Genomic DNA, 22206 nt, shown 5'->3' on the forward strand with positions numbered 1-22206 from the left:
CGGAGCCGGGATGTCGTTCAGGTTCGGTGTGGCGAGGTTAGGCGGCTGCGGGTTCGAGGGTGACTTTGAAGCCGAGGGCTTCGAGGTGGCGGACGTGGCTGCGTTTGCGACGGTCGGTGTCGGTGCGGGTGTCGTAGAAGTCGGCCCCGAGGTCGTGGAAGCGGGCTTCGGGGTCGTGCAGCAGGTGCCAGATGATGGTCAGCACGGACCGGCCGACCGCGACAACGGCGCGTTTGGCGCCTCGTCTGCGGGCGATGCGCCGGTAGCGTTCGCCGAGGAACATGTGGGTCCGGGCGGCGGACACCGCGATCTGGCCGAGGACTCTGGCGAGGTAGGCATTGCCGTGTCCGGTCGAGCCGTTGCCCTTCTTGCGGCCGGCGGATTCCTTGATCCCGGGTGCGAACCGGGCCCAGCCGGCCAGATGCGCCGGATCCGATCCGCCGGTGCCGGGGGGAACGGTGGGTCGGGGTGCGGGTCAGGCGGCGCCGAGGCAGACGAACGGGCCGGGGTGGTCCCTGGTGGCGGCGGCGAGGGCGGTCGCGGCGTCGGCGCCGGCGTGGATGTGGCGGTGGAACGCCGTCATCGTGGCCATGGCGGTGTCGTCGCCGACGCGGCTGGTGCTGGCGATGACCGTGGCGGTGCCGGTGGCGAGGAGGGCGGCGGCCATGCCGAGGGTTTCGTCGCCCGGGCGGACCTCGGACTGGCCGAGGTCGCAGGCGGACAGGACGACCATCGTCGGGGGTTTGGTCAGACGTTGGAGGTCGTAACCCATGAGCGGGCCGCCGGCCAGGTCGAGGGCGGAGAAGAGCGGGTTGTCGGGCTCGTGGTGGCCGTGCGCGGCGATGTGGGCGATGCCGGCGCCGTCCATGGCGGACAGTGCGGCGGCGGGGGTGGCGGCCGCGCCGGTGAGGACGGTCGCGGCGCGGTCCAGGGCGGCGATCGCGTGGATCTCAGCCTCGGCGCGGTCGTTTCCGGGCCCCGCGAGCAGCACCGTGGCGGAGGTGACGGCCACGCCGATCAGCGCCGCCGTGGCATGGGCAGTGGCCGAACCGGTCATTGCCGCCGCGGGTGAGGCAGCGGCGGAGCCGGTCAGCGCCGCCGCGGGTGAGGCAGCAGCCGAGCCGGTCAGCACCGCCGCGGCCGGGTCCAGGGCGGCGGTCGCATGCGGCGCTCCCGAAGCGGGGTCGTTGCCAGGCCCCGCAGACAGTGCCGAGCCGGTCAGCGCCGTCGCGGTCCGGTCCAGAGCGGCGATCGCATGGCTCTCCGCCGAGATGCGGTCGTTGCCAGGCATCGCGGCCGAGGTGACGGCCGAGACAGCCAGCACCGCCGCGGCAGATGCAGGGGACGAATCGGACAGCGCCGCCGCCACGTGGGCAGCGGACGAATCGGACAGCGCCGCCGCCACGTGGGCAGCGGACGAGTCGGACAGCGCCGCAGTGGCATGGGGAGTGGGCGAGCCGGCCGGCATCGTCGCGGCGTGGTGCAGAGCGGCGATCGCATGACGCGCTGCTGCGGCGCGGTCGGTGCCAAGGCCCGAAGTAGCCGGGAGGGGCAGGCGGGAGCGGGCGGCGAGCCACGTCGTCGCGGACAGCGTGACGGTGACGGGACGGCCGGTGCAGCCGGGCAGCATCCCCCACGGGACGGTCACCAGGGCGCCGGTCGGCACGACCACGAGGGCGCGGTCGGCGATGCGGTCGAGGACGGGGGTGAGCAGGATGCCGGCCAGGGTGGTGGCGTCGCCGGCGGTGGCGGTCGCCAGGGCGGCGGCCATCCTCGGGGGCAGGGACCGGCCCGCGGCGGCGTCGAGATCGGCGCGCAGGCGCAGCAATGATTCAGCGGCCGCGGCGTAGGAGCCGAGCGGGACGACGGTCGCGTGGCCGTCCACAATGGTCAGTGCTAGCAGGCGCGGGCCGTCGCGGAGGTACGTGACCATCGCGGTGGTGCCCAGGGCGGCGCGGACGGCGGTGAACGACGCGGGCCGGGTCGCCGTGCCGGGGCCGGAGACGGTCCAGGACTGCTCGCGGATCGTGCGCAGCAGGGCCGTCTCCCGGTGCCGCAGGTCGGACAGTGTGCGGCCGGGACGGTCCCGGGTGGCGGGGCGGACGCTGCCGTCCAGCTCCGCCTGGCGGAGGACGGCGCGGACCTGGCGCAGCTCCTCCAGGGCGGCGGCCGCGGCCGGGTCGGTGGGCGGGCGGACCGGCGGCAGGAGCATCGCCTGGGCGCGGGCGAGCTCGGACCAGCGGTAGATGTCGCGTGGCGTGCCGTCGCGGACCGCCGCCGCCAGGCCCGCGGCGGCCAGGTCGCGGCCGTGTGCGGAGGCGCCCGTCTGCAGGTCGAGGCAGCCGAACCGGGCGCGGTGCCGCTGCAGCTCCCGGAGTCCGGCTTCCCGGTGCCGGGCGGCGGCGGTCGCGTCGAGCAGTTCGCTGCGGGTGAGGTGCCACAGCAGCCGCGTGTCGAGGCGGCTGGATCGTGGCGGCCGCGGTGGGAGGGTCCCTGATGACCTGGCCGCGACGAGGCGGGCGACGGTCGCGTCCTCCCGCAGGCCCAGGTCGTCCAATGTGGACGCGAGCGCCGTCGCGCGGTCGGTGAGGGCGGGGCGGCCCGCGGCCTGCTCGGCGCGCAGGACCAGCAGCAGCGACAGCGCGGCCCAGCGGTGGTTGTCGCGACGCAGGAACGCGGCCCTCGCAACGGTCGCCAGGTCGCGGGCGGCCGTCGGGTCGCCGCGCAGGAGGGCGGCCTCGGCGCGGGCGAGCTGCGCCTCCGCGTAGTCCTGGCCGGTCCGCCGCCGCCGGAACTGCGCGACGGCCCAGACCAGCTCCTGCTCGGCGTCGCGGAAGAGCCCGGCGGCCGTGAGCGCCCGCGCCCTGTCCAGTGCGAGGATCGGCAGCATGCCGGGTTTGCTCAGCTGGTACCGCGGAGCCACCTCCCGGTAGACGGCGAGCGCGGCGGGGATGTTGCCGTTGAGGTGGTCGAGGTAGCCGAGGCTGTGCCTGGCCATCGGGATGATGCGGTCGAAGCCGGCCCGCTCGGCGACGCGGACGGCGCGCTGGAAGTCGTTGCGGGCCGCCCGCATCCGGGCCAGTCCCATGTGGACGTTGCCGCGGTTGTACAGGGCGCGGGCGAGCGCCTCCGGTTCGCCGACGGACCGCAGGGCGGCGACGGCCGCGTCGAACTGCCGCAGCGCCTCCTCGTCGCGGCCGAGGCGGCTGAGGACGACGCCGCGCTGGCCGTACACGGCGCCGCGGCCGTCCGGTGGCAGCAGCGCCTCCGCCTCGTCGAGCAGGCGCAGGCCGGCGTCGATGCGGCCCTGGTCGACCTCCGCGTAGCCGAGCGTCGCGAGCAGCCGCGCCCGGACGGTCGCGGCGCCGGCCTGGTCCGCCGCGGGGAGCCGGTCGAGCAGGCGCAGGCCCTCCCGGAGCAGCTTGGAACCCTGGACGGGACGCATGTCGGCGGTGACCCGCTGCCCCCGGTCGTGCAGCGCCGCGGCCCGCTCCACGACGACGGCCGGCCCCCCACGGCCACGCGCCGCCGGCACAGCAGCCAGACGCACGGCCGGCACAGCAGCCGGCACGACAGCCGGCACAGCAGCCAGCGAGGCAGGCGGCGAGGCAGGCGGAACAACAGGCGGAACAGCAGGCGGCGAAGCAGCGGCGGGCCGCGGCGCGTCTGCCGTGCTCACAGGGCGAGCGCGGGGGTCACGACGGTCGGGCCGGACGGCGGTTGGACGACCAGTTGCGCCAGGCCGCGCGGGACGTTGTCGAAGACGAACCGGCCGTCGGCCCCCGCGTGGACGGCGCTGTCGGGGTGGGCGGCGACCCGCAGCTCGACCCGCAGCGGGCCGGGCGGGGCCAGCCAGCCGTCGAGGCGGACCCGGCCGTCGGCCCGCTCGACGACGGAGATCATCACGGTGAGGCTGGCGGAGTCGAACGTGATGGTGCGGCTGTGCTCGCTGGCCCGGGCGCCGGAGCCGGTCAGGACCTCGCGCTCCAGCCAGGCCATCTCCGTGTCGACGGCGTCGACCTCGAGGGCGAACATGACACGGTCGTCGAGCCCGGCCGGTGGCGGGTCGGTGCGGTCGAGGGCGCCGGCGAGCAGGCGCAGGAGGGTCAGTTCGTCCATGTCGGGTCCCAGGCGGCGTCGGCGAGGAGGAGGTCGCGCAGCTTGTTCAGGCAGCGGCCGCGGGTCGGGCCGATCGAGCCGCGCGGCATCAGCAGCGCCTCGCCGACCTCGGTGTAGTCGGGGCGGTGGACGGTGGCGACGATGCGCAGCAGCCGCCGGCAGCGCTCCGGCAGCTCCGCGAAGTGCCGCAGCAGGACCCGGTCCCGCTGGTCCGTGAGGACCTGGTCGACCGGCCCGGGTGCCGGGTCCTCCAGCTCGACGAGCGCGTCGGGGTCTCCGGCGGGCCTGCCGTGCAGGCGCTGGCGGGCCCGCCACGCGCCGTGCCGGGTCGTCGAGACGAGCCAGCCGGTCAGCGACTGCGGTGAGCGGATGCCGTCCAGATGGCGCAGCAACGCCAGCCACGTCGCCTGCACCACGTCCTCGGCCTCGTCGGGCGGCAGTCCGGCGGCCCTCGCCACGTGCCACAGCGTCGGGTTCAGCTCGACGACGACCTCCCTGAGGGCCTCCCGGTCGCCGCCGCGGGCGCGCTCCAGGCAGCCGGCGAGTCGCGTGTACCGGTCGGCCTGCGCCTCCTCCACGTGGGTGTTCATAAGGCGGCCAGCTCGCCGGCGTGCAGCGCGCAGGCGAAGGACGTGCCGCTCCACCGGGCCCAGCCGCGGAAGGCATCCGGGTCGACGCCGACACCCGCCGAGCCGCGGACCGGCGGCTGCTCGTCGCCGTCCCACACCGGCATCAGGCTGATCAGCGCCGATCCCGGCCGGCGGACCTGCACCCAGTCGCCGTGGTTGCTGTAGTAGGCGTCGCTGCCGTCCGGGTTCAGCGCGCCGACCGTGACCACCGGGACGTCCGGCGTGCCGGCGACCGAGAGCGCCGTGAACGCGCCCGGGAAGGTCGGCACCGGCGAGCCGTCGTTGCCCGCGGGCACCACGACCGGCACGCCCGCCCCGCCGAGCGCGCCGAGCACCGCCCGCAGCCAGCCGAGCACGAGGGCGTCGTCGGGCAGGTTGGCGGTGACGGTGATGGGGCAGCACACCACGTCGACGAACGTGGGGTCGGCGGTCCGCTGCTCGTGCAGCCAGCCGAACGCGTTGATGAGCTGGTCGATGTGGGTCGTGCCGTCGTCGTCGACCACGGGGACGGACAGGATCCGCGCGTCCGGGGCGACCTGGCGGATCAGCCCGGCGGAGAACGTGCCGTGCCCGAAGCACTTCGGCATGCTGCGGAAGGACGCGGTCTCCGGCGGCCGGAGCCGGGCCGGGCCGCGCCGCCATCCGTACTGGCCGGCGTCGGCCCAGACACCGTCCGGGCCCGGGTCCGGGTCGCCGAGCCACGGTGCAGGCCGGCCGGGCGCGTGCGGGTCCAGCGCGGTGTCCAGCAGCGCGACCACGGGCCGCCGGCCGCCCGGCAGCGCCGACAGCGGGCGACGGGCCGGCGGCGGCAGGGACGCGGTGACCGGGATCCGGCCCAGCGGCCCGCCGACGAGCGCGGCCAGCTCGGGCAGCGGCCCCGTCTGCCGGACCGCGCCGGGCTTCGGCCCCGGGTTGTCGAACCCGAACGACCCCACGGCCAGGACCGGACCGGGCCACGGCGATGGCCCGGTCCGGAGCTTCAGCAGCGCCAGTACGTCACTGACGGACAGCACGGGCTCGTCCGGCGGCGACAGCTCGGGCCGCCGGACCACCAGCGCCGTCACGACGGGGCGCGTGGCCGGTCCGTCCTCCGGCTCCACCCGCCACCCGGAGCCGAGGTCGGCGAGGCGCGCGTTGCACCAGGCGACCGTCTCGGCGACGTCCGCGCCGGACGCGACGAGCAGCGGCGGGTCGCTGTGGTGCGGCTCGGGTAGCCCCGCCAGCCGGTACCAGTGCCCGGCGCCTTCAAGGTTGAACGGCATCGCGACCTCCGTGACTCGTCCTTCCGACGACAAGAGACCGCGGGGGGCCGCTCAGATACATGCGACCCTCATCCGGGCTACAGCCGGAACTGGCCGACCAGCTGGCGCAGGTCCTGGGACATCTGGGCCAGACCGGCGGCGGCGCTCTGCGCCTCGGCGACGCCGCGGGTGGTGGTGGCCGCGGCGGTGGCGACGCCGGAGATGCTGCCGGCGATCCTGTCCGCGCCGGTGGCCGCCTCCGCGACCGAGCGGCTCATCTCCGCGGTCGTCGCCGACTGCTCCTCGACGGCGGAGGCGATCGTCGCCTGGTACTGGTTGATCTCCTCGACGACGTCGCCCATCCTGCGGATCGCGTCGGCCGCGGCGGCGGTGTCGGCCTGGATCGCGGTGACGCGCTGGTGGATGTCCCCGGTCGCCTTCGCGGTCTCCTGCGCGAGCTCCTTGACCTCGTTGGCGACGACGGCGAAGCCCTTGCCCGACTCGCCGGCCCGGGCGGCCTCGATGGTCGCGTTGAGCGCGAGCAGGTTCGTCTGCTCGGCGATCGACGTGATCAGCTTCAGCACCGAGCCGATCTCGTCGGACGAGGCGGCGAGCTGGTCGACCTTGTCGTTCGCGGCGGCGGCCTCGCGGACCGCGCCGCTGGCGACCCCGGCGGCGTTCGCGGCGTTGCGGGCGATCTCCTGGATCGAGACGCCCATCTCCTCCGCGCCGGCGGCGATCGCGTTGACGTGCCGCGACACCTCGCCCGAGGCGTCCGACGCGCCGTGCATCTCCCGGCTGGACGTCTCGGCCGCGCCCGAGATGCCGTCGCTGACCTGCGACAGGCTCTGCGACGCCGCGGCGAGCGTGTCGGAGCTGGTGCTGACCTCCCGGATCGACCGGCTGATGCTGTCCAGCGCGGCGTCCAGGTGCGCGGCCATCTGCCCGATCTCGTCCCGGCCCTTGATCTGGGCCCGGTGGGTGAGGTCGCCCTTGGCGAGCGCCTCGAGCACCGCCCTGACCCGGCGGACCGGCCCGCCGATGGCCCGGATGACCGGCACCGACAGCAGCAGCAGGAACACCACCCCGATCAGGATCACGCCGACCGTCGCCCACCGGGCCGTGGTCTGCGCCGCGACCATCGTGGCGCGCTCCTCCTTCACGTGCGCGTCGATGCTGTCCTGCAGCGCGCCGAGCTTGTCGTCGACCGCGTGGTTGCGCTCGGCGATCTCCGGTTCCCGCGCCTGCACCGAGGCCTGGTCCTTCTGGGCGTCCCGGACGAACGTGCCGATGAAGTCGTTGAACTTGATGGCGTCGGCCTTGATGTCCTCGACGGCCGCCCGTACATTGGCCGGCAACGACAACACGTCCAGCTCGGCGAGGGTGTCGGTGACCGAGGCCTGGTCGCCGGGCAGGTCCTCGATGATCGGCGCGACGTCCTTCTCCGCGAGCGCCCGGTACGCGTCGACCTTGAGCTCCGCCTCGCGCGTGTCCAGGTGGTGCATGAGCCCGCTGGCCTCCTGCAGGTCCCGCACGATCTCGGCCTGCTCGGCGAGCGTCACCTGCGCGACGATCCCGACGCCGCCGGTGGTCGCCGAGATGACGACGCCGGCGGCGCACAGCACCCCGATCTTCTGCACGATGCCGAGGTCGGCGAACATGCCCATCTGGTCCCCCATCACACCGTCGCCACGGGCGCACCACCCGATCCACCCGATACATCGGCGTTGCGGGCCGGTTGCTGAGTAAGATTCGCCCGGTCGCGCAACGGCCGCGGATCGGGGGGCGATGGTGGACGACGAGATCGTGGCGGCCTGGAGGCGGATCGAGGCGGCGCTGGGGCGGGTGCTGCCGGCGGCGCTGGAGCTGCTGCCCGGACCGGCGGACGGCGCGGCGGTCGAGGCCGTCGAGGCGGCGCTGCGGGTCGCGCTGCCGGAGGACTTCAAGGCGAGCCTGCTCGTCCACAATGGAACGACCTGGGGGATGCCCAGCCCGATGCCGCTGTACCAGCTGTACGGCACGGACGACCTCGTCGGGCAGACCCGCGAGTGGTGGGACTGCGCGGATCCCGACCCGGAGCTCGACGAGCCCGGCGCCTGGGCGTACCACATCGACGAGGGCTCGCTGCACCTGAGCGGGGCGGTGCGGCCGGTCGTCGGCGGGGAGCGCACCGTCCTCGTCGGCGACCTGAACGGGGACGTGCTGTGGTACCTCGACCTGGACCCCGCGCCCGGTGGCACGGTCGGGCAGGTGGTGCGGGTCGACGTCGAGTGCGCCATGTGGGACGTCCTCGCCCCGTCGTGGCGGCAGCTGCTGCTCGACTACGCCGCCGAGCTGGAGCGCACCGCCGCGGGCGAGCCGACGACCCTCGACATCGACGCGCGGACCGGGCCGACGTGCGACTGGGGCGTCACGGACCGGCGCAACGGGCACCGGCCCGCCTGGCTCCAGGGCGTCGCGGCGCGGGAGCCAAACGCGTGACGGGGAGCGGCGAGACCTTCTGCGTCGACGCGTCGGGCCAGGTGCACGGGGTGTTCCCGCCGGGCGCGCACGTGTTCCCCGTCGGCGCGGCCGAGGTCGGAGCGCTCGACGCCGCCGTGCGGGAGGCGCTGGCGCAGCGGTGGGTCGTCACCGGCGGGTCGGTCGAGCCGGGCCCGTCCCGGACCGGGATGCTCGAGCGGTACGTCCGCGAGCGGCTGCCGGGCCTCCTCGACGCGCTGCTGGAGCAGCGGACCGTCGGGCCCGCGACGCTCGCGCGGGCGGTGGCACGGGTCGAGGCGTTCGAGGAGCTCGGAGCGCCCGAACAGGTCGTCGCGGCGGCGCGCGCGTTCGCGCTGGAGGTCGCCGCGGAAGGCTGGCGCCCGGTCGTCGACCTGGACCTGCTGCTGCCCGACCCGGCCGAGGTGGCCGCCGCCATGGACGACGACGCGACCCTGGCGGTCGCCGACCTGTCGCCGATCGTCCTGCTGGCGGCGCTGTGCGCGGTCGGCCCGGCCCACGCGGTACCGGCGGAGGACCCGGCGCTGCGATGGCACCGGCTCGGCGGCGAGGCCCCCGACATCCCCCGCGAAAGGGCCGTCGGACTGGCGGTGTACGACGAGTGCGTCGAGCGGCTCGACTACGCACTGACCCCCGACGGCGGGGCGCTGCTGGCGGTCACGTTGCCGACAGAGTGAGCGCGGACGCTGGCCCGGGCCGGTGAGATGATCACGTGACAGTCTTCGCCATCGCCCAGATCTCCGTCCACGACCGGCCGCGGTACGAGCAGTACGTCTCCCGGTTCATGCCCGTCCTCAAGCAGTACGGCGGCCGGCTCCTCGCCGCCGACGAGCGGGCGACCGTCGTCGAGGGCGCGTGGCCGCACGACAAGCTGATCCTGATGGCGTTCGAGGACCGGGCCGCGTTCGAGCGGTGGGCGGGCTCGCCGGAGTACCAGGAGATCTCCAAGGACCGGGTCGCCGCCACCGAGGGCTTGGTGCTCCTGGTCGACGGCGTGCCAGGCGCCTGAGCGGGGCCGGTCAGCCTGCCGGGACCCACGGGCCCGGGCCACCCCGACCGCACCCGCCAGGGAACCGGGTCACGCCGCACGCGGCGCGGACGGCGCGAATCTGAGGAAGTCTCATTCGCGGCGGGTGTCTCGTCCCTAACGTGGAAGCGTGGCTCTGCGTAATCTGAGTGTGAACGTCAGGATTGTCGCGGCTGTACTGGTCGCGGTGCTGGTGGCGCTGGTCAACGGGGTGCTGGCGGTGTCGGCCCTCGGCGGCGCGAGCGACGCCGCGCAGCAGATCTACCGGGAGAACGTGGCGCATACGAGCGCGGTCGGCATGATCCGGCTGGCGGCGGCGCAGACCCGGGTCGACCTGGCCAACCATGCGATCTCGCACGGGGACCCGACCAACCAGAAACAGTACGAGCAGGACTTCACCAACGACGTCGACAAGTTCGCCACGGCGCTGACGGCGTACCGGGCCAGCGGGCCGGCGGGCGACGCGGCGACCATCGACGAGCTGAAGACGAGCTGGGACAAGTTCGTCCAGATCGGGCAGACGGTCCAGCTGCCGAACGGCGTGAAGGGCGACATGGCGGCGTGGCTGGACGTTCGGAACACCCAGGTGGCGCCGGTGTTCGCGATCATCAACAAGGACCTTGACACGTTGGAGAGCGCGGAGGCGGGCGCGGCGGCGGCCTCCGCGAAGGCGGCCCGCGACTCCTACGAGTCGAACCGGACGATGGCGATCGTGCTGCTCAGCATCGGGATGGTCGGCGCGCTCGCGCTCGGGTTGTTCGTGGCGCGCGGCATCGTACGGTCGCTGCAGCGGGTGAAGGCGGTCTGTGAGGGGCTCGCCGAAGGGGACCTGACCCGCACGACGGGGCTGACGTCGCGGGACGAGCCGGGGCAGATGGGCCGGGCGCTGGACACGGCGACGGCGCGGCTACGGCAGACGGTGTCGACGATCGACGGGTCCGCGGGCCGGCTCGCCGGGGCGTCGGAGCGGATGTCGGGCGTGGCGACGAGGATCGCCTCGTCGGCGGCGCAGACCTCGGCGCAGGCGCAGACGGTCGCCGCGGCCGCGGAGGAGGTGTCGCGCAGCGTCGACACCGTGTCGGCGGGCAGCGAGGAGATGGGCGCGTCGATCCGCGAGATCGCGCAGAACGCCAGCGAGGCCGCCCGCGTCGCCAACGAGGCCGTGCAGATCACCGAGCAGACGTCCGCGACGATGAGCCGGCTCGGCGACTCGTCCGCGGAGATCGGCAACGTCATCAAGGTCATCACGTCGATCGCCGAGCAGACGAACCTCCTGGCCCTCAACGCGACGATCGAGGCGGCCCGCGCGGGCGAGGCCGGCAAGGGCTTCGCGGTCGTCGCCTCGGAGGTCAAGGACCTGGCGCAGGAGACGGCCCGGGCCACGGAGGACATCTCCCGGCGCGTGCAGGCGATCCAGGACGACACCAACGGGGCGGTCGCCGCGATCGAGCAGGTGTCGGCGGTCATCGCGCGGATCAGCGACTTCCAGACCACGATCGCGTCGGCCGTGGAGGAGCAGACCGCGACCACGTCGGAGATGAGCCGCAGCGTGACGGAGGCGGCCGCCGGCACCGGTGAGATCGCCCAGAACATCACGGGTGTCGCCGAGGCGGCCCGGCTGACCAGCACCGGCGTGACCGAGTCGGAGCAGGCGACCGTCGACCTGGCCCGCATGTCCGGCGAGCTGACGGACCTGGTCCACACGTTCCGCTATTGACGCTCGCCACCGGTCCGGGCGGGCGCGCGCTCGACCTCCCGGGCCATGGCGCGCAGCGCCCGGCGGAACCCGATCCTGCCGACCGCCGTCACGATGAGCGGGAACCGCCTGGTCAGCGCGTGCGGCATCACCGTCACGTCCTCGTGCCAGACGACCAGGCTGCGGCCGCCGGGCAGCGGGATCACGTCGAAGGCCGCCGTGCCGTGGATCACCCGGCCGGACTTGTCGACGTCGCACCGGCCGGGCTCGTCGCCGGGCTCGTCACCGGCCGGCGGGCGCCACACGGCCACGGTCATCGGGTCGTCGAACCCGACCCGGCCGATGCCGGAGCGCGCGACGAACGTGGCGCCGATCCCGTCGGGGCGCGGCGTCACGACCCGCACCGACGTCAGCGGCGCCCAGTCGCCGTGCCTGGGCCAGTCGACGAGCGCCGCCCACACCCGTCCGGCGGGCGCGGCGACGTCGAGGGTGACGCTGAAGCGTGCCATGTCCCCATTGTCCGTCGCCGGATGCACCCGCCGGCGTTCGCGGTGGCTACCGTCCGGCAATCCGCGCCGCCCACACTCGGACGCATGGTGGTGATCAGCAGCTGGAGCGTGCAGGACCCCCCGCAGTCCCGGGCCGAGGTGGCGCGGGAGCTGGTCGCGGTGTGGCTCGTGCACGCGCGCCGCTCGCTCTGCCTGATCCTCAAGGGCTGCTGACGCTCCCCTTCGCTGCCGAGGGCGTTCCGGTGCCGCCGGGGTGGGTGTTGTACCGGTCGGCGCGGTCCTGACCGGACAGGGCACCGATCGCGGCCATGATCTCGTCGGTGACGGCGCGGCGGGCCCGGGGGTCGCCGGGCAGCCCGGTGCAGTGCAGCGGCTCGCCGAAGCGCACGGTGATCCGCGTCCGGCGGGGCAGCGCACCGGTGCCCGCCAGCGCGACCGGGACGACGGGCGCACCCGAGGTGAGGGCCAGCCACGCGACGCCGGTGCGGCCACGGTACAGGCGGCCGTCCCGCGACCTGCTGCCCTCCGGGTAGATGCCGAAGGCGCCGCCGCCCGCGAGGACCTCCACGGCCGCGTCGAGCGCGCCCTGCGCGGCCCGGCCGTCGCCGCGGCGGACGGGGACCGCCCCGGTGGCGCGGAACCACCAGCGGCGCAGCCGGCCGCGCTCGAAGTACTCGACCTTCGCGAGGAACACGACGCGGCGCGGGACGACCAGCGGGATGACGACGCTGTCGTAGAACGACAGGTGGTTGGCCGCGACGATGACCGCGCCGCGCTCGGGCACGTGGTGGAGCCCTTCGACGCGTGGGCGGTACATGAGCGAGAACAGCAGCCGGAGGAGTCGCATCGGCCGAGAATAGCGTCCGAACGGTCGGACGCTATAGTGGTGTGATGAGTCCCCGTCGAACTCTCGCCGAGGCCCGCCTGACGCGGGCCGGCATCATCCGGCACGGCGTCGACGTCGCCTCCGTCGAGGGCCTCGAAGGGCTCACGATCGGCCGGCTCGCCACCGACCTCGGCATGAGCAAGTCCGGCGTCCTCGGCCACTTCGGCGACAAGGAGTCCCTGCAGCTCGCCGTCGTCGAGCTGGCCGCCGACGAGTTCTGGCGCGACGTGTGGGGGCCCGTGGCCGCGACCCCGGCCGGGCTGCCGCGGCTGCGCGCCGTCGCGGGGTCCTGGCTGCGCTACCTGACCGGCGACCGGCCGCCGGGCGGCTGCTTCTTCATGGCGGCCGGCCCGGAGTTCGACGACCGGCCGGGCCCGGTCCGCGACGCGATCGCCGGCGCCGCCGACCGCTGGCACCGCGAGCTGCTGCACCAGGCGCGCCAGGCGGACGGCGAGGTGGCGCGGGATCCCGAGCAGGCGGTCTTCGAGCTGACCGGCATCATGCTGGCGCTGCACGCCGCGCACCGCCTGCGCCGCGACCCGTCCGCCCCGGCCCGCGCGGCGCGTGCGGTGGCGCGGCTGCTGGACCTCCGGGACTAGGCCAGCACGAGCAGGTCGAGCGCGTCGACGACCGGGCCGGGCTCGGTCTCCACGAACCGCCGCAGGCGGGCCAGGCCCGCCGCGTATGCCTCGTCGCTGATCAGCTTCAGCGGGGTGTGCGCGTCGCGGCGCAGGGCCTGTGCCGCCTCCCGCCACGACGGCGCCGTGGTCTGCGGGACCCGTTCGAGGGCGACGGTGCGGAAGCCGTCCCGGAACGCCGCCTCGACGTCCGCCACGCTCGGGTACGTGTCCAGCACCTCGGCGGCCTCCGGGAAGCACCGCACCAGCGCGAGCCCGTCGTGCCGGCCGGCGAACACCGACCGGATCAGCAGCGGCGCGCCCGGGCGCAGGACCCGCCGCAGCTCGCTCGCCGCGGCCGCCAGGTCGGGCACGTGATGGATCACCGTCGACACCCAGACCGCGTCGACGGTCCCGTCCCCGACCGGCAGCTGGGCGGCGTGCCCGTCGACCACCGGCTGGTGCAGCGACCGGGCCCGCATCGCCGCCGACGGGTCCACCGCCAGGACCTCGACGCCGGGGAACCACTGCGTGAACGCCCGCGCCCAGCTGCCCGTGCCGGATCCGAGGTCCAGCAGCCGCTGCCCCGGCCGTGGCGAGACGTGCCGCCCGACCGCCTCCCGCCACGCGTCCAGGCTCGCCTCGCTCAGGTGCCGGTTCGCCTCGAACGCCGCCGCTTCCCTGTCGTCGTACGCGATCCGCCCCATCCGCCGAGCCAACCGCCCACCGGCCCGGGATTCAAGGGAACGTGCATCGATTCACAGCACTGCGGCGATGCCGCGGTCGCGGTTGCTGTTAGCGTGCCTGGCATGCTGCCCCGGTTCCTGGTGTTCGACCTCTTCCACACGCTGGTCGACGGCGCCGACGGCGAGCGCGACCGGGTCGTCGGCGAGATGGCCGAGATGGTGGGGGTCGACCCGTCGGCGCTGCGGCAGGCGTACCGCGACACCTGGGACGAGCGGCTCACCCGCTGGAACGTCGAGGAGACGATCCACATCCTGGCGGGCCGGCTCGGCGTCACCCCCGCCGAGGACGCCGTCGCCCGTGCCGCCGCGCACCGCCGGGCCCTCGCGCGGCGGGTCCTGGACGCCGCCGGCCCGGCGACCCTCGAGGCCCTGGACGCGCTGCGGGCCGGCGGCGCCCGCCTGGCGCTGGTGAGCAACGCCACCTCGGAGGCCGCCGAGGCCTGGCCGGCGTGCGTGCTCGCGCCCCGCTTCGACGTCGCCGTCTTCTCCAGCGTCCTCGGCGTCGGCAAGCCCGACCCGCGCATCTACCTGGCCGCCGCCGACGCGCTCGGCGCCGATCCGGCCGACTGCGTGTACGTCGGCGACGGCGCGGACGGTGAGCTGGCCGGCGCCGCCGCGGTCGGCATGCGCGTGGTGCGCACCGTCGAGCACAAGGACACCGACCCCACCTGGCCCGGCCCGGTCATCAGGACCCTCCGCGACCTCGCGGACTGCTCCGTGTAGCGGGGCCGGCGCCCTACTCGAGGCCGGCGAGGTGGTGCTCGACGCTGGCGACCTTCTTGTCGAGGGCGCCGGTCACGCCCTCGCGCCAGTCGACCTTGATGACGGTGGAGGTGCGGGGGGACTTGGCGTGGACCGCCTCGACCGCGGCCTTGACGACGGCCATCACCTCGTCCCAGGTCTCGCCCTCGACGGCGGTGAACATGGCGTCGGTCCGGTTGGGCAGGCCCGATGCCCGCACGACCCGGACGGCCTCCGCGACGAGGGCACCGACCTCCTCACCCGAGCCGAGCGGGGTGACACTGAACGCGACGAGCACCGACATACGGCCACCCTACCCAGCCCCGGTCAACACATTCGCAGGAAGCGGTCCAGGACGCGGGTGCCGAAGAGGAGGCCGTCGACCGGGACACGCTCGTCGATGCCGTGGAAGAGCGCGGTGAAGTCGAGGTCCGGCGGCAGGCGGAGCGGGGCGAAGCCGAGGTTGCGGATGCCGAGGCGCTGGAAGGACTTCGCGTCGGTGCCGGCCGACAGCATGTACGGCAGCAGGCGCGCGTCAGGGTCCTCGGCCACCAGCGCGGCGGTCATCGCGTCGACCAGCGTGCCGTCGAACGTGGTCTGCACGGGCGGCATGCTCTTCCACTCGCGGCTGACACCGGGCCCGACGACGGCGTCGACCTCGCTCAGGAACGCCTCCTCGCGGCCCGGCAGCATCCGGCAGTCGAAGATGGCGGACGCGGTCGACGGGACCACGTTGTCCTTGTAACCGGCGGTGAACATGGTGACGTTCGCGGTGTCCCGCAGCGACGCGCCGATCATGCGGGCGACGGACCCGAGCCGGCCGAGCACCGCCGCCGGGTCATCCTCGGAGAAGGGGACGCCGGTCAGCTCGCTCACCCCGGCGAGGAAGTCGCGCACCGGCGGGGTCAGCACCAGCGGGAACTCGTGCGCGTCGAGCCGGGCGACCGCGGCGGCGAGCCGGGAGACCGCGTTGTCGGTGTGCAGCAGCGAGCCGTGCCCGGGGGTGCCGCGGGTGGACAGCCTGAGCCAGCCGACGCCCTTCTCCGCGGTTTCGACGAGGTACGCGCGGACCCCGTCGGCCACGGTGAGGGAGAAGCCGCCGACCTCGCTGACCGCCTCCGTCACCCCGTCGAACAGGTCGGGGCGGTGGGTGACGAGCCAACCGGCGCCGTGCACCCCGCCGGCCTCCTCGTCGGCGAGGTACGCGAAGACGATGTCCCGCGGCGGGACCACCCCGTCGCGGCGGAACCGGCGGGCCACGGCGAGGCTCATCGCCGCCAGGTGCTTCATGTCGACGGCGCCGCGGCCCCACACGTACCCGCCGGACACCTCGCCGGAGAACGGGTGCACCGACCACTCGGAGGCGTCCGCCGGCACGACGTCGAGGTGGCTGTGCACCATGAGCGCGCCGCGGGACGGGTCGCTGCCGGGCAGGCGGGCGAAGACGTTGCCGCGGCCCGGCGCGCCCGACTCGACGTACGTCGTCTCGTAGCCCACGTCCTCGAGCCGCTCCGCCACGTACTCGGCGGCGAGCCGCTCACCGCCGGTGCCGTCCGGCGACCCGGTGTTGGTGGTGTCGAACCGGATCAGCTCACTCGCCAGGGCAACAACCTCGTCCACCCGCAGGACGGTAGCGCTTCGGCGGCCCGGCGGACGACTTGAGGGTTTCCCGCGAACACGACCCGCCGGTCGGACGCGGGTCGGTCAGACCGTGTCGGGTGAGCGGGCGGAACGCGACTCCCGCCGGTGACAGGACCGCTCCGGGGCGGTGATCGTGGACGCGACCGCCGAAGCGATTGGAGCGCGCACCTTGGTGACTCGCAGACGAACCATGCTGGCCCTGACGGCCGGCGCGCTGGCCCTGCCGGTCGCGTTGACGGCCGGCGCCGCCGCGACGCCGGCCGCCGCGACCGGGGGCTGGTCCAGCTCCTGGGCCTCGACGGCCGACACCAGCTCCCCGGCGACCACCCTCGCCCAGGTGCGCACCATCATCGGCGCCGACACCGGCGCGGCCGCGGCGCTGACCGGCAAGGGCGTCGGCGTCGCGCTCATCGACACCGGCGTCGCGCCCGTGCCGGGCCTGCCGGCGGCGCAGGTCGTCAACGGCCCCGACCTGTCGTTCGAGTCGCAGGCGGCGAACCTGCGCTACCTCGACACCTACGGGCACGGCACCCACATGGCCGGCATCATCGTCGGCGACGACACCGCGTCGGGGACGAAGGGCCTCGCGCCGCAGGCGAAGCTCACCTCGATCAAGATCGGCACGGCCCGGGGCGCGGTCGACGTGACCCAGATGATCGCCGCCGTCGACTGGGTCGTGAAGCACCGCAACGACGACCCCGCCAACCCGATCCGCGTCATCAACCTGTCCTACGGCTCCGGCGGCAACCCGCCGAACTGGACCGACCCGCTGCAGTTCGCGGTGGAGAAGGCGTGGCAGGCGGGCATCGTGGTCGTCGCCGCCGCCGGCAACAACGGCAACGGCACCGCCAAGCTCACCAACCCCGCCATGGACGAGTGGGTCCTCGCCGTCGGGGCGACCACGACGAACGGTACCGACGCGACCAAGGACGACACGCTCGCCACGTTCACGAACCTGTCCACCGGCGGCAACCAGGTCGACCTGCTGGCGCCGGGCACCTCGATCGCGTCGCTGCGCGACCCCGGCTCCAACATCGACAACACCTACCCGTCCGCGCGCGTCGGCACCACCCTGTTCAAAGGCAGCGGCACCTCGCAGGCGACCGCGGTCGTCTCCGCGGCGGCGGCCCTCGTGCTGCAGTCCAAGCCGTCCGCCACCCCCGACCAGGTGAAGGAGTGGCTGATCAAGGGCGGCACCTTCCTGCCGACCGGCAAGGCTGGCACCATGGGCCTGCTGGAGCTCAACGTCAACGGCGCGCTCGCCCGCACCGGCACCGCCGTCGCGAAGCCGACGTGGAACACGTCCAGCGGCAACGGCACGTTCGAGCTGTCCCGCGGCACCAGCCACGTCGTCCTCGACAACACCCCGCTGTCCGGCGAACGCTCCGTCTGGGGCGCCCTGGCCGCACCACAGTGGGCCGCGAAGGCCGCCACCCAGTCCTCCTGGTCCGGCGGCACGTGGATGGGCTTCAAGATCGCCGGCGACGGCTGGACCGGCACGTCGTGGGCGTCGAAGACGTGGGCCCCGGCGACCTGGGCCGTGACCCCGTGGGCGACCGGCGCGACGTGGACCGATCCCGCGTGGACCGGGCGCACGTGGTCGGGCCGCACCTGGTCCGCGGGCACCTGGTCGGGCCGCACCTGGTCCAGCGACGACTGGTCGGCGACCAGCTGGTCCTAGGTGTGATCCAGGTCACCATTGCGGAGCCAACCTCCAGTGGCGTCGTGCGTCTATCGCTGCGAAAGCCGTACCTCGTCCACTGGAGTGCCGCGATGCCCCTGAAGGTCCGTTCCGCTGTTTACGTCGTGTGCGCGGCCGCCGTCGCCACGATCGGCGCCGTGTCCGCCGTCGCGTTCGCCGACGACGCCCCGCCGCCACCGGCCGTGGTGCCGTCGCCGGTGCCGTCGTCGGTGGCGCCGTCGGTCGTGCCGTCGGTCGTGCCGTCGCCGGCCCTGCCGGTGCCGTCGGTCGTGCCGTCGCCGGCGTCGGCTTCGGCCCTGCCATCGCCGGTGCCGCGGTCATCGTCGGTCGTGCCGTCACCGGCCCTGCCGTCACCCGTGCCGTCGCCCGTGCCGCGGTCGTCGTCGATCGTGCCGTCGCCGGTGCCGCGGCGGTGACCCCGGCCCGAACCCGCGGTATCGTCGCGTGCCCGTCCCCTGACCTGCGAGCACCATGACGCTGACGTTCCGCCTGCCCTGGCCGCTGCTGCGCGTGCTGCGCTCGGTGCTGTCCGGCGCGGCCACCTCCCGGGGCACCCCGCCCCGGGAGGGCCCGCCGGCGATCAACGAGCTGTACCACGCGCGGCGGCTCAGCCTGGTGCGGCTGGCCGTCCTCATGGTCGACGACCTGCCCACCGCCGAGGACGTCGTCCAGGACGTGTTCGCCGCGCTGTACCAGCGGCACGGGGCAGACCTGCGCGCGATCGCCGACCCGCACGCGTACCTCACCGCGGGCGTGATGAACGCGTCACGGTCGGTCCTGCGCCGGCGCCGCAGCGCCCGCGCCTACGTGCCTCCACCGGCGTCACCAGCGCCGGCCGCCGAGGACGAGGCCCTGTTGCCGGAGGAGGACCAGGAGCTGCTCGCGGCCCTGGCCCGACTGACCGTCCGGCAACGCCAGGTGGTGGTGCTGCGGTACTGGTCGGAGCTGTCCGAGCGGGAGATCGCCGAGGCCCTGCACGTGTCCCGCGGCACCGTGAAGTCGACCGCCAACCGTGCCTTGACGATCCTGCGCGACGCCCTGTCGGAGGCCCGACGATGAACACCGACCTCGAACAGCGCCTGCGCTCCGCACTCGCCGCACAGGCAACCCGGGTCACCCCGGACCGGCTGCGACCGGCACTCCCCCCGACCGCACTACCGGCGCGCAGCCCGGCGTCCGTGCTCCTGCGACGCGCCGCCTGGGTCGCCGCGACGCTGCTGCTGGTGGCCGCCGCGGTCATCACGCTGCGGCCGACCGGCCCGGCACCGCAGCACCCGACCGTGGTGCCGCCATCGCCGTCCAGCTCGTCCAACCCGCCATCGCCGGTGCCGTCGACGTCCTCCCCGCCGTCGCCTTCGCCTTCACGATCGCCTTCGCTGTCGCATTCGAATTCGAACTCACCGAGCCCCGCCGCGCTCTCCGGGGACGGCGTCGCACCGTCCAAGGGTGACGTGGTCGCGTCGCCGGGCATCCGTTCGTCGGCGCCGTAGCAGGCCGGCTCAGTCGCGATGGATGGTGGCGTACTGGCTGAGCACGGTCGCTCCCGCGCACACCCAGAACACCACCTCCCACCGCTGGAACAGCGCCACCATCGCCACCACGAACAGCAGCCCCGGCGCCAGCTTTCCTGCGCGACCACCCCACCGGCTCATCCCACCGAATCCTACCGGCCAGATAGGCATTACGTCTACGACTGCGCTGTTCCGCCGGTGTACTCGCGGACGCGCTCCTCGCAGTCGTCGGCCCCGGCTTCGGCGCGCTGTCGGTGGTGCACACGCTGTCGCGGCGCGGGCCGATGCGGCCGACCGCGCTGACGGCCACGGAGCAGCTCGCACACCCGCCATCACCCGCCTCATCGCGCTGGAAGCGCCATGAACCTGCCGACCTACGCCGCGCCTTCCGCAGGCAGCTTCGGCAGCGGCCAGCTACCCGGGGTGAAGTCACACCAGGTGCCGTCGAACGGAAAGCGCCCTGCCTCGACTGCCGCGGCGACCCGCTCGCCCTCGGCGCGGATCGCCGCGGCCTGCTCGGCGCTCCAGAAGCCGGGCCGACCGATGCAGTCGGTGAACTCGTCCTCGTCCTTCCACCGCCAGCGCCGGTCCGGGGCGACGTCGATGTCGAGGTGGTGGTCGACGACGTCGATCCCGCCGCCGCGGCGGACCGCCGGGGACTCCAGGTTGACGTACCAGCCGGCGAACTCACCGCCGGCGAAGAACCACCACACCGAGTGCGCGGCGCCGGGCGGGTGCAGCAAGAGGTCCGCGGAAGTACCGCCGGACGAAGTCAGCCATCGGCCGATCCTAGAATGCCTGGTATGGCACGGGTACTGGTGACAGGGTCGACGGACGGGATCGGGCTGGAGACCGCGGAGCAGCTGCTGCGGCTCGGGCATGACGTGGTGCTGCACGCGCGCAGCGCGGAGCGGGCCGCGGCGGCCGGGCTGCCGGGTGTGCCGGTGGTCGTGGGGGACCTCGCGTCGCTGGCGGAGACGAAGGCGCTCGGGCGGGACGCCGGGCAGTTCGACGTGGTCGTGCACAACGCGGGCATCGGCGGGCAGGACGAGCGGCGCACCACCGGCGACGGGCTGGAGCGGACGTTCCAGGTGAACGTGCTCGCGCCATACGTGCTGACCGCGCTCATGCCCAAACCGGCGCGGCTGGTCTACCTCACCTCAGGCCTGGAGTCGGTCGGGATCGCCGACCTCGACGACCTGCAGTACGAGCGCAAACCCTGGCACGGCATGCAGGCCTACAGCGACTCGAAGCTGCACGACGTGGCGCTCGCGTTCGCCGTCGCGCGGCGGTGGCCGCAGGTGCGCAGCAACGCCGTCGACCCGGGCTGGATCCGCACGAAGCTCGGCGGCCCCAGCGCCACCGACGGCCTGCCGGAGGGCGCCGAGACCCAGGTCTGGCTGGCGACCTCCGACGACCCTGCGGCGACGGTCACCGCCCGCTACTTCAAGCGCCGCACCGACCTGAAGGCCAACCCCGCCGCGTACGACCGCTCCGTCCAGGACGCCCTCCTCGCCGCCTGCGCGTCCCTGTCGGGCGTCGAGCTCCCTGAATGACCCTGAATGACCGCGAAACCCGACCTCGACTCGCTGCCGAAGATCGGCGCGCCGGCAACCCGGGCGCTGCACGACGCCGGCTACACGTCGCTGCGTGACGTGGCCGGTGTCCCCCGTGTGCGGCTGGCCGGGTTGCACGGCGTCGGACCGAAGGCCCTGCGGCTCCTGCAGAAGGCCCTGCAGGAGCACGGGCTCAGCCTCGGCTGAGCGGCGTCACCAGGTGATGGTGGTGCCGTCGCGGTAGCCGACGCGGCGTGGGGCCACCTGTGACGGGCGCTCGACGAGGACGCAGACGTCGTCGCCGGGCCACCACCAGCCGGCGGCGCGGGCCAGGGCGGCCCACTCGTCGAGCTGCGCGTCGTCGTGCGGGCGGAACCTGGCGAGGCCCAGCTTGCGGATCGCGTCGTAGAAGCCGATCCAGGTCGCGTCCTGCTGGCCGTACCAGCAGACCGGCACCGTCCTGTGTGGACTCAGGGCGGACCGGACCGGCCAGGTGAGGCCGGCGGCGAGGGGCTCGTGCAGCGACCGTTGCAGGACCTCCAGCAGCGGGACCCCGGCCTGCAGGGCCTGTCGCGGCGGGAGGACCGGCCACGGCTTCTTCACCGCGGCGGCGAGCAGGTCGGTGTGCTCGACGGCGTCGTCGAGCGCGCCGCGCAGGCGGGCCAGGCCGGCGGCGATGTCGCCGGCCACCGGTGGTGTCCCTTGTGGACGCCGGTCGCGGACCCAGGACTGCAGGACCTCGTGCGTCGGCAGGCCGGCGAGCAGGGGCAGCGCCTGCCGTGGCGAGGCGACCCAGCGGAACACCGGCACGCGCCGGTGCTGCCGGCGGTAGAGGCCGGCGATGAGGTGTTCGGTCGTCGCCCGGTCTGCCGGGCCGGTGGACCTGCCCGCTTCGAGCCACTCGTCGCGGATCGGCTCCGCGCGATGCCACAGCTCGAGGACCCGGGTTTCACGGGCGGCGGACTGGCGGAGGGTGGGGGCAGCGGCGGAACGCCGCGCCGTGGCGGTCAACGCGCGAGGGCGGACGCGCCCTTCCGGTGAGTGCGGATCATGTCGACCATTCTGCAGGTGCACGGGCAGCGCCCG

The 22206-nt window shown here is 74.4% G+C and carries 26 protein-coding genes and 1 pseudogene; 13 read left to right on the forward strand and 14 right to left on the reverse strand.

What is annotated here, in order from left to right:
- Positions 1-37: 37 nt before the first annotated feature.
- The 6 genes and pseudogenes from ACQEVZ_RS50090 to ACQEVZ_RS50115 all read right to left on the reverse strand — a co-directional run.
- A pseudogene (locus ACQEVZ_RS50090) lies at positions 38-424 on the reverse strand (transposase); the annotation flags it as partial.
- A gap of 51 nt (positions 425-475) precedes the next feature.
- On the reverse strand, positions 476-3550 hold the full coding sequence (locus ACQEVZ_RS50095) for a CHAT domain-containing protein (RefSeq protein WP_433382164.1): 3075 nt from the start codon (positions 3548-3550) through the stop codon (positions 476-478).
- Positions 3551-3675: 125 nt separating this feature from the next.
- Complete coding sequence (locus ACQEVZ_RS50100; protein ID WP_344499450.1) at positions 3676-4119, reverse strand: hypothetical protein; 444 nt, start codon at positions 4117-4119, stop codon at positions 3676-3678.
- Positions 4107-4709, reverse strand: a complete 603-nt coding sequence (locus ACQEVZ_RS50105) for an RNA polymerase sigma factor (protein ID WP_344499449.1) — start codon at positions 4707-4709, stop codon at positions 4107-4109. The genes ACQEVZ_RS50100 and ACQEVZ_RS50105 overlap by 13 nt, the downstream gene beginning before the upstream one ends.
- On the reverse strand, positions 4706-6010 hold the full coding sequence (locus ACQEVZ_RS50110; protein WP_433382168.1) for a S8 family peptidase: 1305 nt from the start codon (positions 6008-6010) through the stop codon (positions 4706-4708). Before ACQEVZ_RS50110 ends, ACQEVZ_RS50105 begins: the two co-directional genes overlap by 4 nt.
- A gap of 77 nt (positions 6011-6087) precedes the next feature.
- Positions 6088-7668: a methyl-accepting chemotaxis protein gene (locus ACQEVZ_RS50115; protein WP_433382171.1), complete on the reverse strand. Its 1581-nt coding sequence runs from the start codon at positions 7666-7668 to the stop codon at positions 6088-6090.
- Between the two features lie 109 nt (positions 7669-7777).
- On the opposite strand from ACQEVZ_RS50115, the gene ACQEVZ_RS50120 reads away from it, so the two are divergent.
- From ACQEVZ_RS50120 to ACQEVZ_RS50135, 4 genes are all read left to right on the forward strand, one after another.
- Positions 7778-8470: an SMI1/KNR4 family protein gene (locus ACQEVZ_RS50120; protein ID WP_433382174.1), complete on the forward strand. Its 693-nt coding sequence runs from the start codon at positions 7778-7780 to the stop codon at positions 8468-8470.
- Positions 8467-9165, forward strand: coding sequence for a hypothetical protein (locus ACQEVZ_RS50125; protein ID WP_433382177.1), 699 nt, complete (start codon positions 8467-8469; stop codon positions 9163-9165). Before ACQEVZ_RS50120 ends, ACQEVZ_RS50125 begins: the two co-directional genes overlap by 4 nt.
- Positions 9166-9200: 35 nt before the next feature.
- Positions 9201-9497, forward strand: a complete 297-nt coding sequence (locus ACQEVZ_RS50130) for a DUF1330 domain-containing protein (RefSeq protein ID WP_433382180.1) — start codon at positions 9201-9203, stop codon at positions 9495-9497.
- A gap of 148 nt (positions 9498-9645) precedes the next feature.
- Complete coding sequence (locus tag ACQEVZ_RS50135) at positions 9646-11232, forward strand: methyl-accepting chemotaxis protein (RefSeq protein ID WP_433382183.1); 1587 nt, start codon at positions 9646-9648, stop codon at positions 11230-11232.
- On the opposite strand, the gene ACQEVZ_RS50140 is transcribed toward ACQEVZ_RS50135, so the two are convergent.
- The gene (locus tag ACQEVZ_RS50140; RefSeq protein ID WP_433382186.1) at positions 11226-11720 is read right to left on the reverse strand and encodes an SRPBCC family protein; all 495 of its coding nucleotides are present in this window, start codon (positions 11718-11720) and stop codon (positions 11226-11228) included. The genes ACQEVZ_RS50135 and ACQEVZ_RS50140 overlap by 7 nt on opposite strands.
- Positions 11721-11804: 84 nt before the next feature.
- On the opposite strand from ACQEVZ_RS50140, the gene ACQEVZ_RS50145 reads away from it, so the two are divergent.
- Positions 11805-11933 carry a hypothetical protein gene (locus tag ACQEVZ_RS50145; RefSeq protein WP_433382189.1) on the forward strand — a complete coding sequence of 43 codons (129 nt, stop codon included), beginning with the start codon at positions 11805-11807 and terminating at the stop codon, positions 11931-11933.
- On the opposite strand, the gene ACQEVZ_RS50150 is transcribed toward ACQEVZ_RS50145, so the two are convergent.
- The gene (locus ACQEVZ_RS50150) at positions 11920-12567 is read right to left on the reverse strand and encodes a lysophospholipid acyltransferase family protein (RefSeq protein WP_433382192.1); all 648 of its coding nucleotides are present in this window, start codon (positions 12565-12567) and stop codon (positions 11920-11922) included. The genes ACQEVZ_RS50145 and ACQEVZ_RS50150 overlap by 14 nt on opposite strands.
- Before the next feature lie 44 nt (positions 12568-12611).
- Here ACQEVZ_RS50150 and ACQEVZ_RS50155 point away from each other — a divergent pair, with 44 nt between their 5' ends.
- A complete protein-coding gene (locus ACQEVZ_RS50155) occupies positions 12612-13205 on the forward strand; it encodes a TetR/AcrR family transcriptional regulator (protein ID WP_433382195.1) in 594 nt (197 codons plus the stop codon).
- Here the strand turns inward: ACQEVZ_RS50155 and ACQEVZ_RS50160 are convergent.
- Positions 13202-13930: a methyltransferase domain-containing protein gene (locus ACQEVZ_RS50160; protein WP_433382197.1), complete on the reverse strand. Its 729-nt coding sequence runs from the start codon at positions 13928-13930 to the stop codon at positions 13202-13204. The two genes, ACQEVZ_RS50155 and ACQEVZ_RS50160, sit on opposite strands and share 4 nt — an antisense overlap.
- A 102-nt stretch (positions 13931-14032) precedes the next feature.
- Between ACQEVZ_RS50160 and ACQEVZ_RS50165 the strand changes: the two genes are divergently transcribed.
- On the forward strand, positions 14033-14692 hold the full coding sequence (locus ACQEVZ_RS50165) for an HAD family hydrolase (RefSeq protein ID WP_433382200.1): 660 nt from the start codon (positions 14033-14035) through the stop codon (positions 14690-14692).
- A 13-nt stretch (positions 14693-14705) separates the two neighbouring features.
- Here ACQEVZ_RS50165 and ACQEVZ_RS50170 read toward each other — a convergent pair whose 3' ends face one another.
- A complete protein-coding gene (locus tag ACQEVZ_RS50170; RefSeq protein ID WP_344499424.1) occupies positions 14706-15014 on the reverse strand; it encodes an MTH1187 family thiamine-binding protein in 309 nt (102 codons plus the stop codon).
- A gap of 23 nt (positions 15015-15037) precedes the next feature.
- A complete protein-coding gene (locus tag ACQEVZ_RS50175; RefSeq protein ID WP_344500704.1) occupies positions 15038-16336 on the reverse strand; it encodes a M20/M25/M40 family metallo-hydrolase in 1299 nt (432 codons plus the stop codon).
- A gap of 187 nt (positions 16337-16523) precedes the next feature.
- Between ACQEVZ_RS50175 and ACQEVZ_RS50180 the strand changes: the two genes are divergently transcribed.
- The 4 genes from ACQEVZ_RS50180 to ACQEVZ_RS50195 all read left to right on the forward strand — a co-directional run bounded on the left by ACQEVZ_RS50180 (position 16524) and on the right by ACQEVZ_RS50195 (position 19543).
- Positions 16524-18032, forward strand: a complete 1509-nt coding sequence (locus ACQEVZ_RS50180) for a S8 family serine peptidase (protein WP_433382204.1) — start codon at positions 16524-16526, stop codon at positions 18030-18032.
- A gap of 92 nt (positions 18033-18124) precedes the next feature.
- A complete protein-coding gene (locus ACQEVZ_RS50185) occupies positions 18125-18469 on the forward strand; it encodes a hypothetical protein (RefSeq protein WP_433382207.1) in 345 nt (114 codons plus the stop codon).
- Positions 18470-18524: 55 nt separating this feature from the next.
- Entirely contained in the window at positions 18525-19112 is a 588-nt protein-coding gene (locus tag ACQEVZ_RS50190; protein ID WP_433382210.1) for an RNA polymerase sigma factor, read from the forward strand.
- Positions 19109-19543, forward strand: coding sequence for a hypothetical protein (locus ACQEVZ_RS50195; protein WP_433382213.1), 435 nt, complete (start codon positions 19109-19111; stop codon positions 19541-19543). The genes ACQEVZ_RS50190 and ACQEVZ_RS50195 overlap by 4 nt, the downstream gene beginning before the upstream one ends.
- 9 nt (positions 19544-19552) lie before the next feature.
- Here ACQEVZ_RS50195 and ACQEVZ_RS50200 read toward each other — a convergent pair whose 3' ends face one another.
- Positions 19553-19705, reverse strand: coding sequence for a hypothetical protein (locus ACQEVZ_RS50200; protein ID WP_433382216.1), 153 nt, complete (start codon positions 19703-19705; stop codon positions 19553-19555).
- Positions 19706-19938: 233 nt separating this feature from the next.
- The gene (locus tag ACQEVZ_RS50205) at positions 19939-20307 is read right to left on the reverse strand and encodes a DUF402 domain-containing protein (protein ID WP_433382218.1); all 369 of its coding nucleotides are present in this window, start codon (positions 20305-20307) and stop codon (positions 19939-19941) included.
- 60 nt (positions 20308-20367) lie between these two features.
- Here ACQEVZ_RS50205 and ACQEVZ_RS50210 point away from each other — a divergent pair, with 60 nt between their 5' ends.
- Positions 20368-21120, forward strand: coding sequence for an SDR family NAD(P)-dependent oxidoreductase (locus ACQEVZ_RS50210; RefSeq protein WP_433382221.1), 753 nt, complete (start codon positions 20368-20370; stop codon positions 21118-21120).
- A gap of 6 nt (positions 21121-21126) precedes the next feature.
- The gene (locus ACQEVZ_RS50215) at positions 21127-21327 is read left to right on the forward strand and encodes a helix-hairpin-helix domain-containing protein (protein WP_433382224.1); all 201 of its coding nucleotides are present in this window, start codon (positions 21127-21129) and stop codon (positions 21325-21327) included.
- A gap of 6 nt (positions 21328-21333) precedes the next feature.
- Here ACQEVZ_RS50215 and ACQEVZ_RS50220 read toward each other — a convergent pair whose 3' ends face one another.
- Positions 21334-22131: a DUF6745 domain-containing protein gene (locus ACQEVZ_RS50220; protein WP_433382227.1), complete on the reverse strand. Its 798-nt coding sequence runs from the start codon at positions 22129-22131 to the stop codon at positions 21334-21336.
- Between the last annotated feature and the right edge of the window lie 75 nt (positions 22132-22206).

The organism is Dactylosporangium sp. CA-152071 (assembly GCF_050936335.1).
Taxonomy (GTDB): domain Bacteria; phylum Actinomycetota; class Actinomycetes; order Mycobacteriales; family Micromonosporaceae; genus Dactylosporangium; species Dactylosporangium maewongense.

What these genes read in the sequence shown, in the direction of transcription:
- ACQEVZ_RS50165 (WP_433382200.1), top strand. Translation starts at nt 14,033, where the DNA reads ATGCTGCCCCGGTTCCTGGTGTTCGACCTCTTCCACACGCTGGTCGAC.
- ACQEVZ_RS50185 (WP_433382207.1), top strand. Translation starts at nt 18,125, where the DNA reads ATGCCCCTGAAGGTCCGTTCCGCTGTTTACGTCGTGTGCGCGGCCGCC.
- ACQEVZ_RS50215 (WP_433382224.1), top strand. Translation starts at nt 21,127, where the DNA reads ATGACCGCGAAACCCGACCTCGACTCGCTGCCGAAGATCGGCGCGCCG.
- ACQEVZ_RS50190 (WP_433382210.1), top strand. Translation starts at nt 18,525, where the DNA reads ATGACGCTGACGTTCCGCCTGCCCTGGCCGCTGCTGCGCGTGCTGCGC.
- ACQEVZ_RS50200 (WP_433382216.1), bottom strand. Translation starts at nt 19,705, where the DNA reads ATGAGCCGGTGGGGTGGTCGCGCAGGAAAGCTGGCGCCGGGGCTGCTG.
- ACQEVZ_RS50100 (WP_344499450.1), bottom strand. Translation starts at nt 4,119, where the DNA reads ATGGACGAACTGACCCTCCTGCGCCTGCTCGCCGGCGCCCTCGACCGC.
- ACQEVZ_RS50145 (WP_433382189.1), top strand. Translation starts at nt 11,805, where the DNA reads ATGGTGGTGATCAGCAGCTGGAGCGTGCAGGACCCCCCGCAGTCCCGG.
- ACQEVZ_RS50105 (WP_344499449.1), bottom strand. Translation starts at nt 4,709, where the DNA reads ATGAACACCCACGTGGAGGAGGCGCAGGCCGACCGGTACACGCGACTC.
- ACQEVZ_RS50115 (WP_433382171.1), bottom strand. Translation starts at nt 7,668, where the DNA reads ATGGGGGACCAGATGGGCATGTTCGCCGACCTCGGCATCGTGCAGAAG.
- ACQEVZ_RS50140 (WP_433382186.1), bottom strand. Translation starts at nt 11,720, where the DNA reads ATGGCACGCTTCAGCGTCACCCTCGACGTCGCCGCGCCCGCCGGACGG.
- ACQEVZ_RS50150 (WP_433382192.1), bottom strand. Translation starts at nt 12,567, where the DNA reads ATGCGACTCCTCCGGCTGCTGTTCTCGCTCATGTACCGCCCACGCGTC.
- ACQEVZ_RS50120 (WP_433382174.1), top strand. Translation starts at nt 7,778, where the DNA reads ATGGTGGACGACGAGATCGTGGCGGCCTGGAGGCGGATCGAGGCGGCG.
- ACQEVZ_RS50170 (WP_344499424.1), bottom strand. Translation starts at nt 15,014, where the DNA reads ATGTCGGTGCTCGTCGCGTTCAGTGTCACCCCGCTCGGCTCGGGTGAG.
- ACQEVZ_RS50195 (WP_433382213.1), top strand. Translation starts at nt 19,109, where the DNA reads ATGAACACCGACCTCGAACAGCGCCTGCGCTCCGCACTCGCCGCACAG.
- ACQEVZ_RS50160 (WP_433382197.1), bottom strand. Translation starts at nt 13,930, where the DNA reads ATGGGGCGGATCGCGTACGACGACAGGGAAGCGGCGGCGTTCGAGGCG.
- ACQEVZ_RS50210 (WP_433382221.1), top strand. Translation starts at nt 20,368, where the DNA reads ATGGCACGGGTACTGGTGACAGGGTCGACGGACGGGATCGGGCTGGAG.
- ACQEVZ_RS50155 (WP_433382195.1), top strand. Translation starts at nt 12,612, where the DNA reads ATGAGTCCCCGTCGAACTCTCGCCGAGGCCCGCCTGACGCGGGCCGGC.
- ACQEVZ_RS50110 (WP_433382168.1), bottom strand. Translation starts at nt 6,010, where the DNA reads ATGCCGTTCAACCTTGAAGGCGCCGGGCACTGGTACCGGCTGGCGGGG.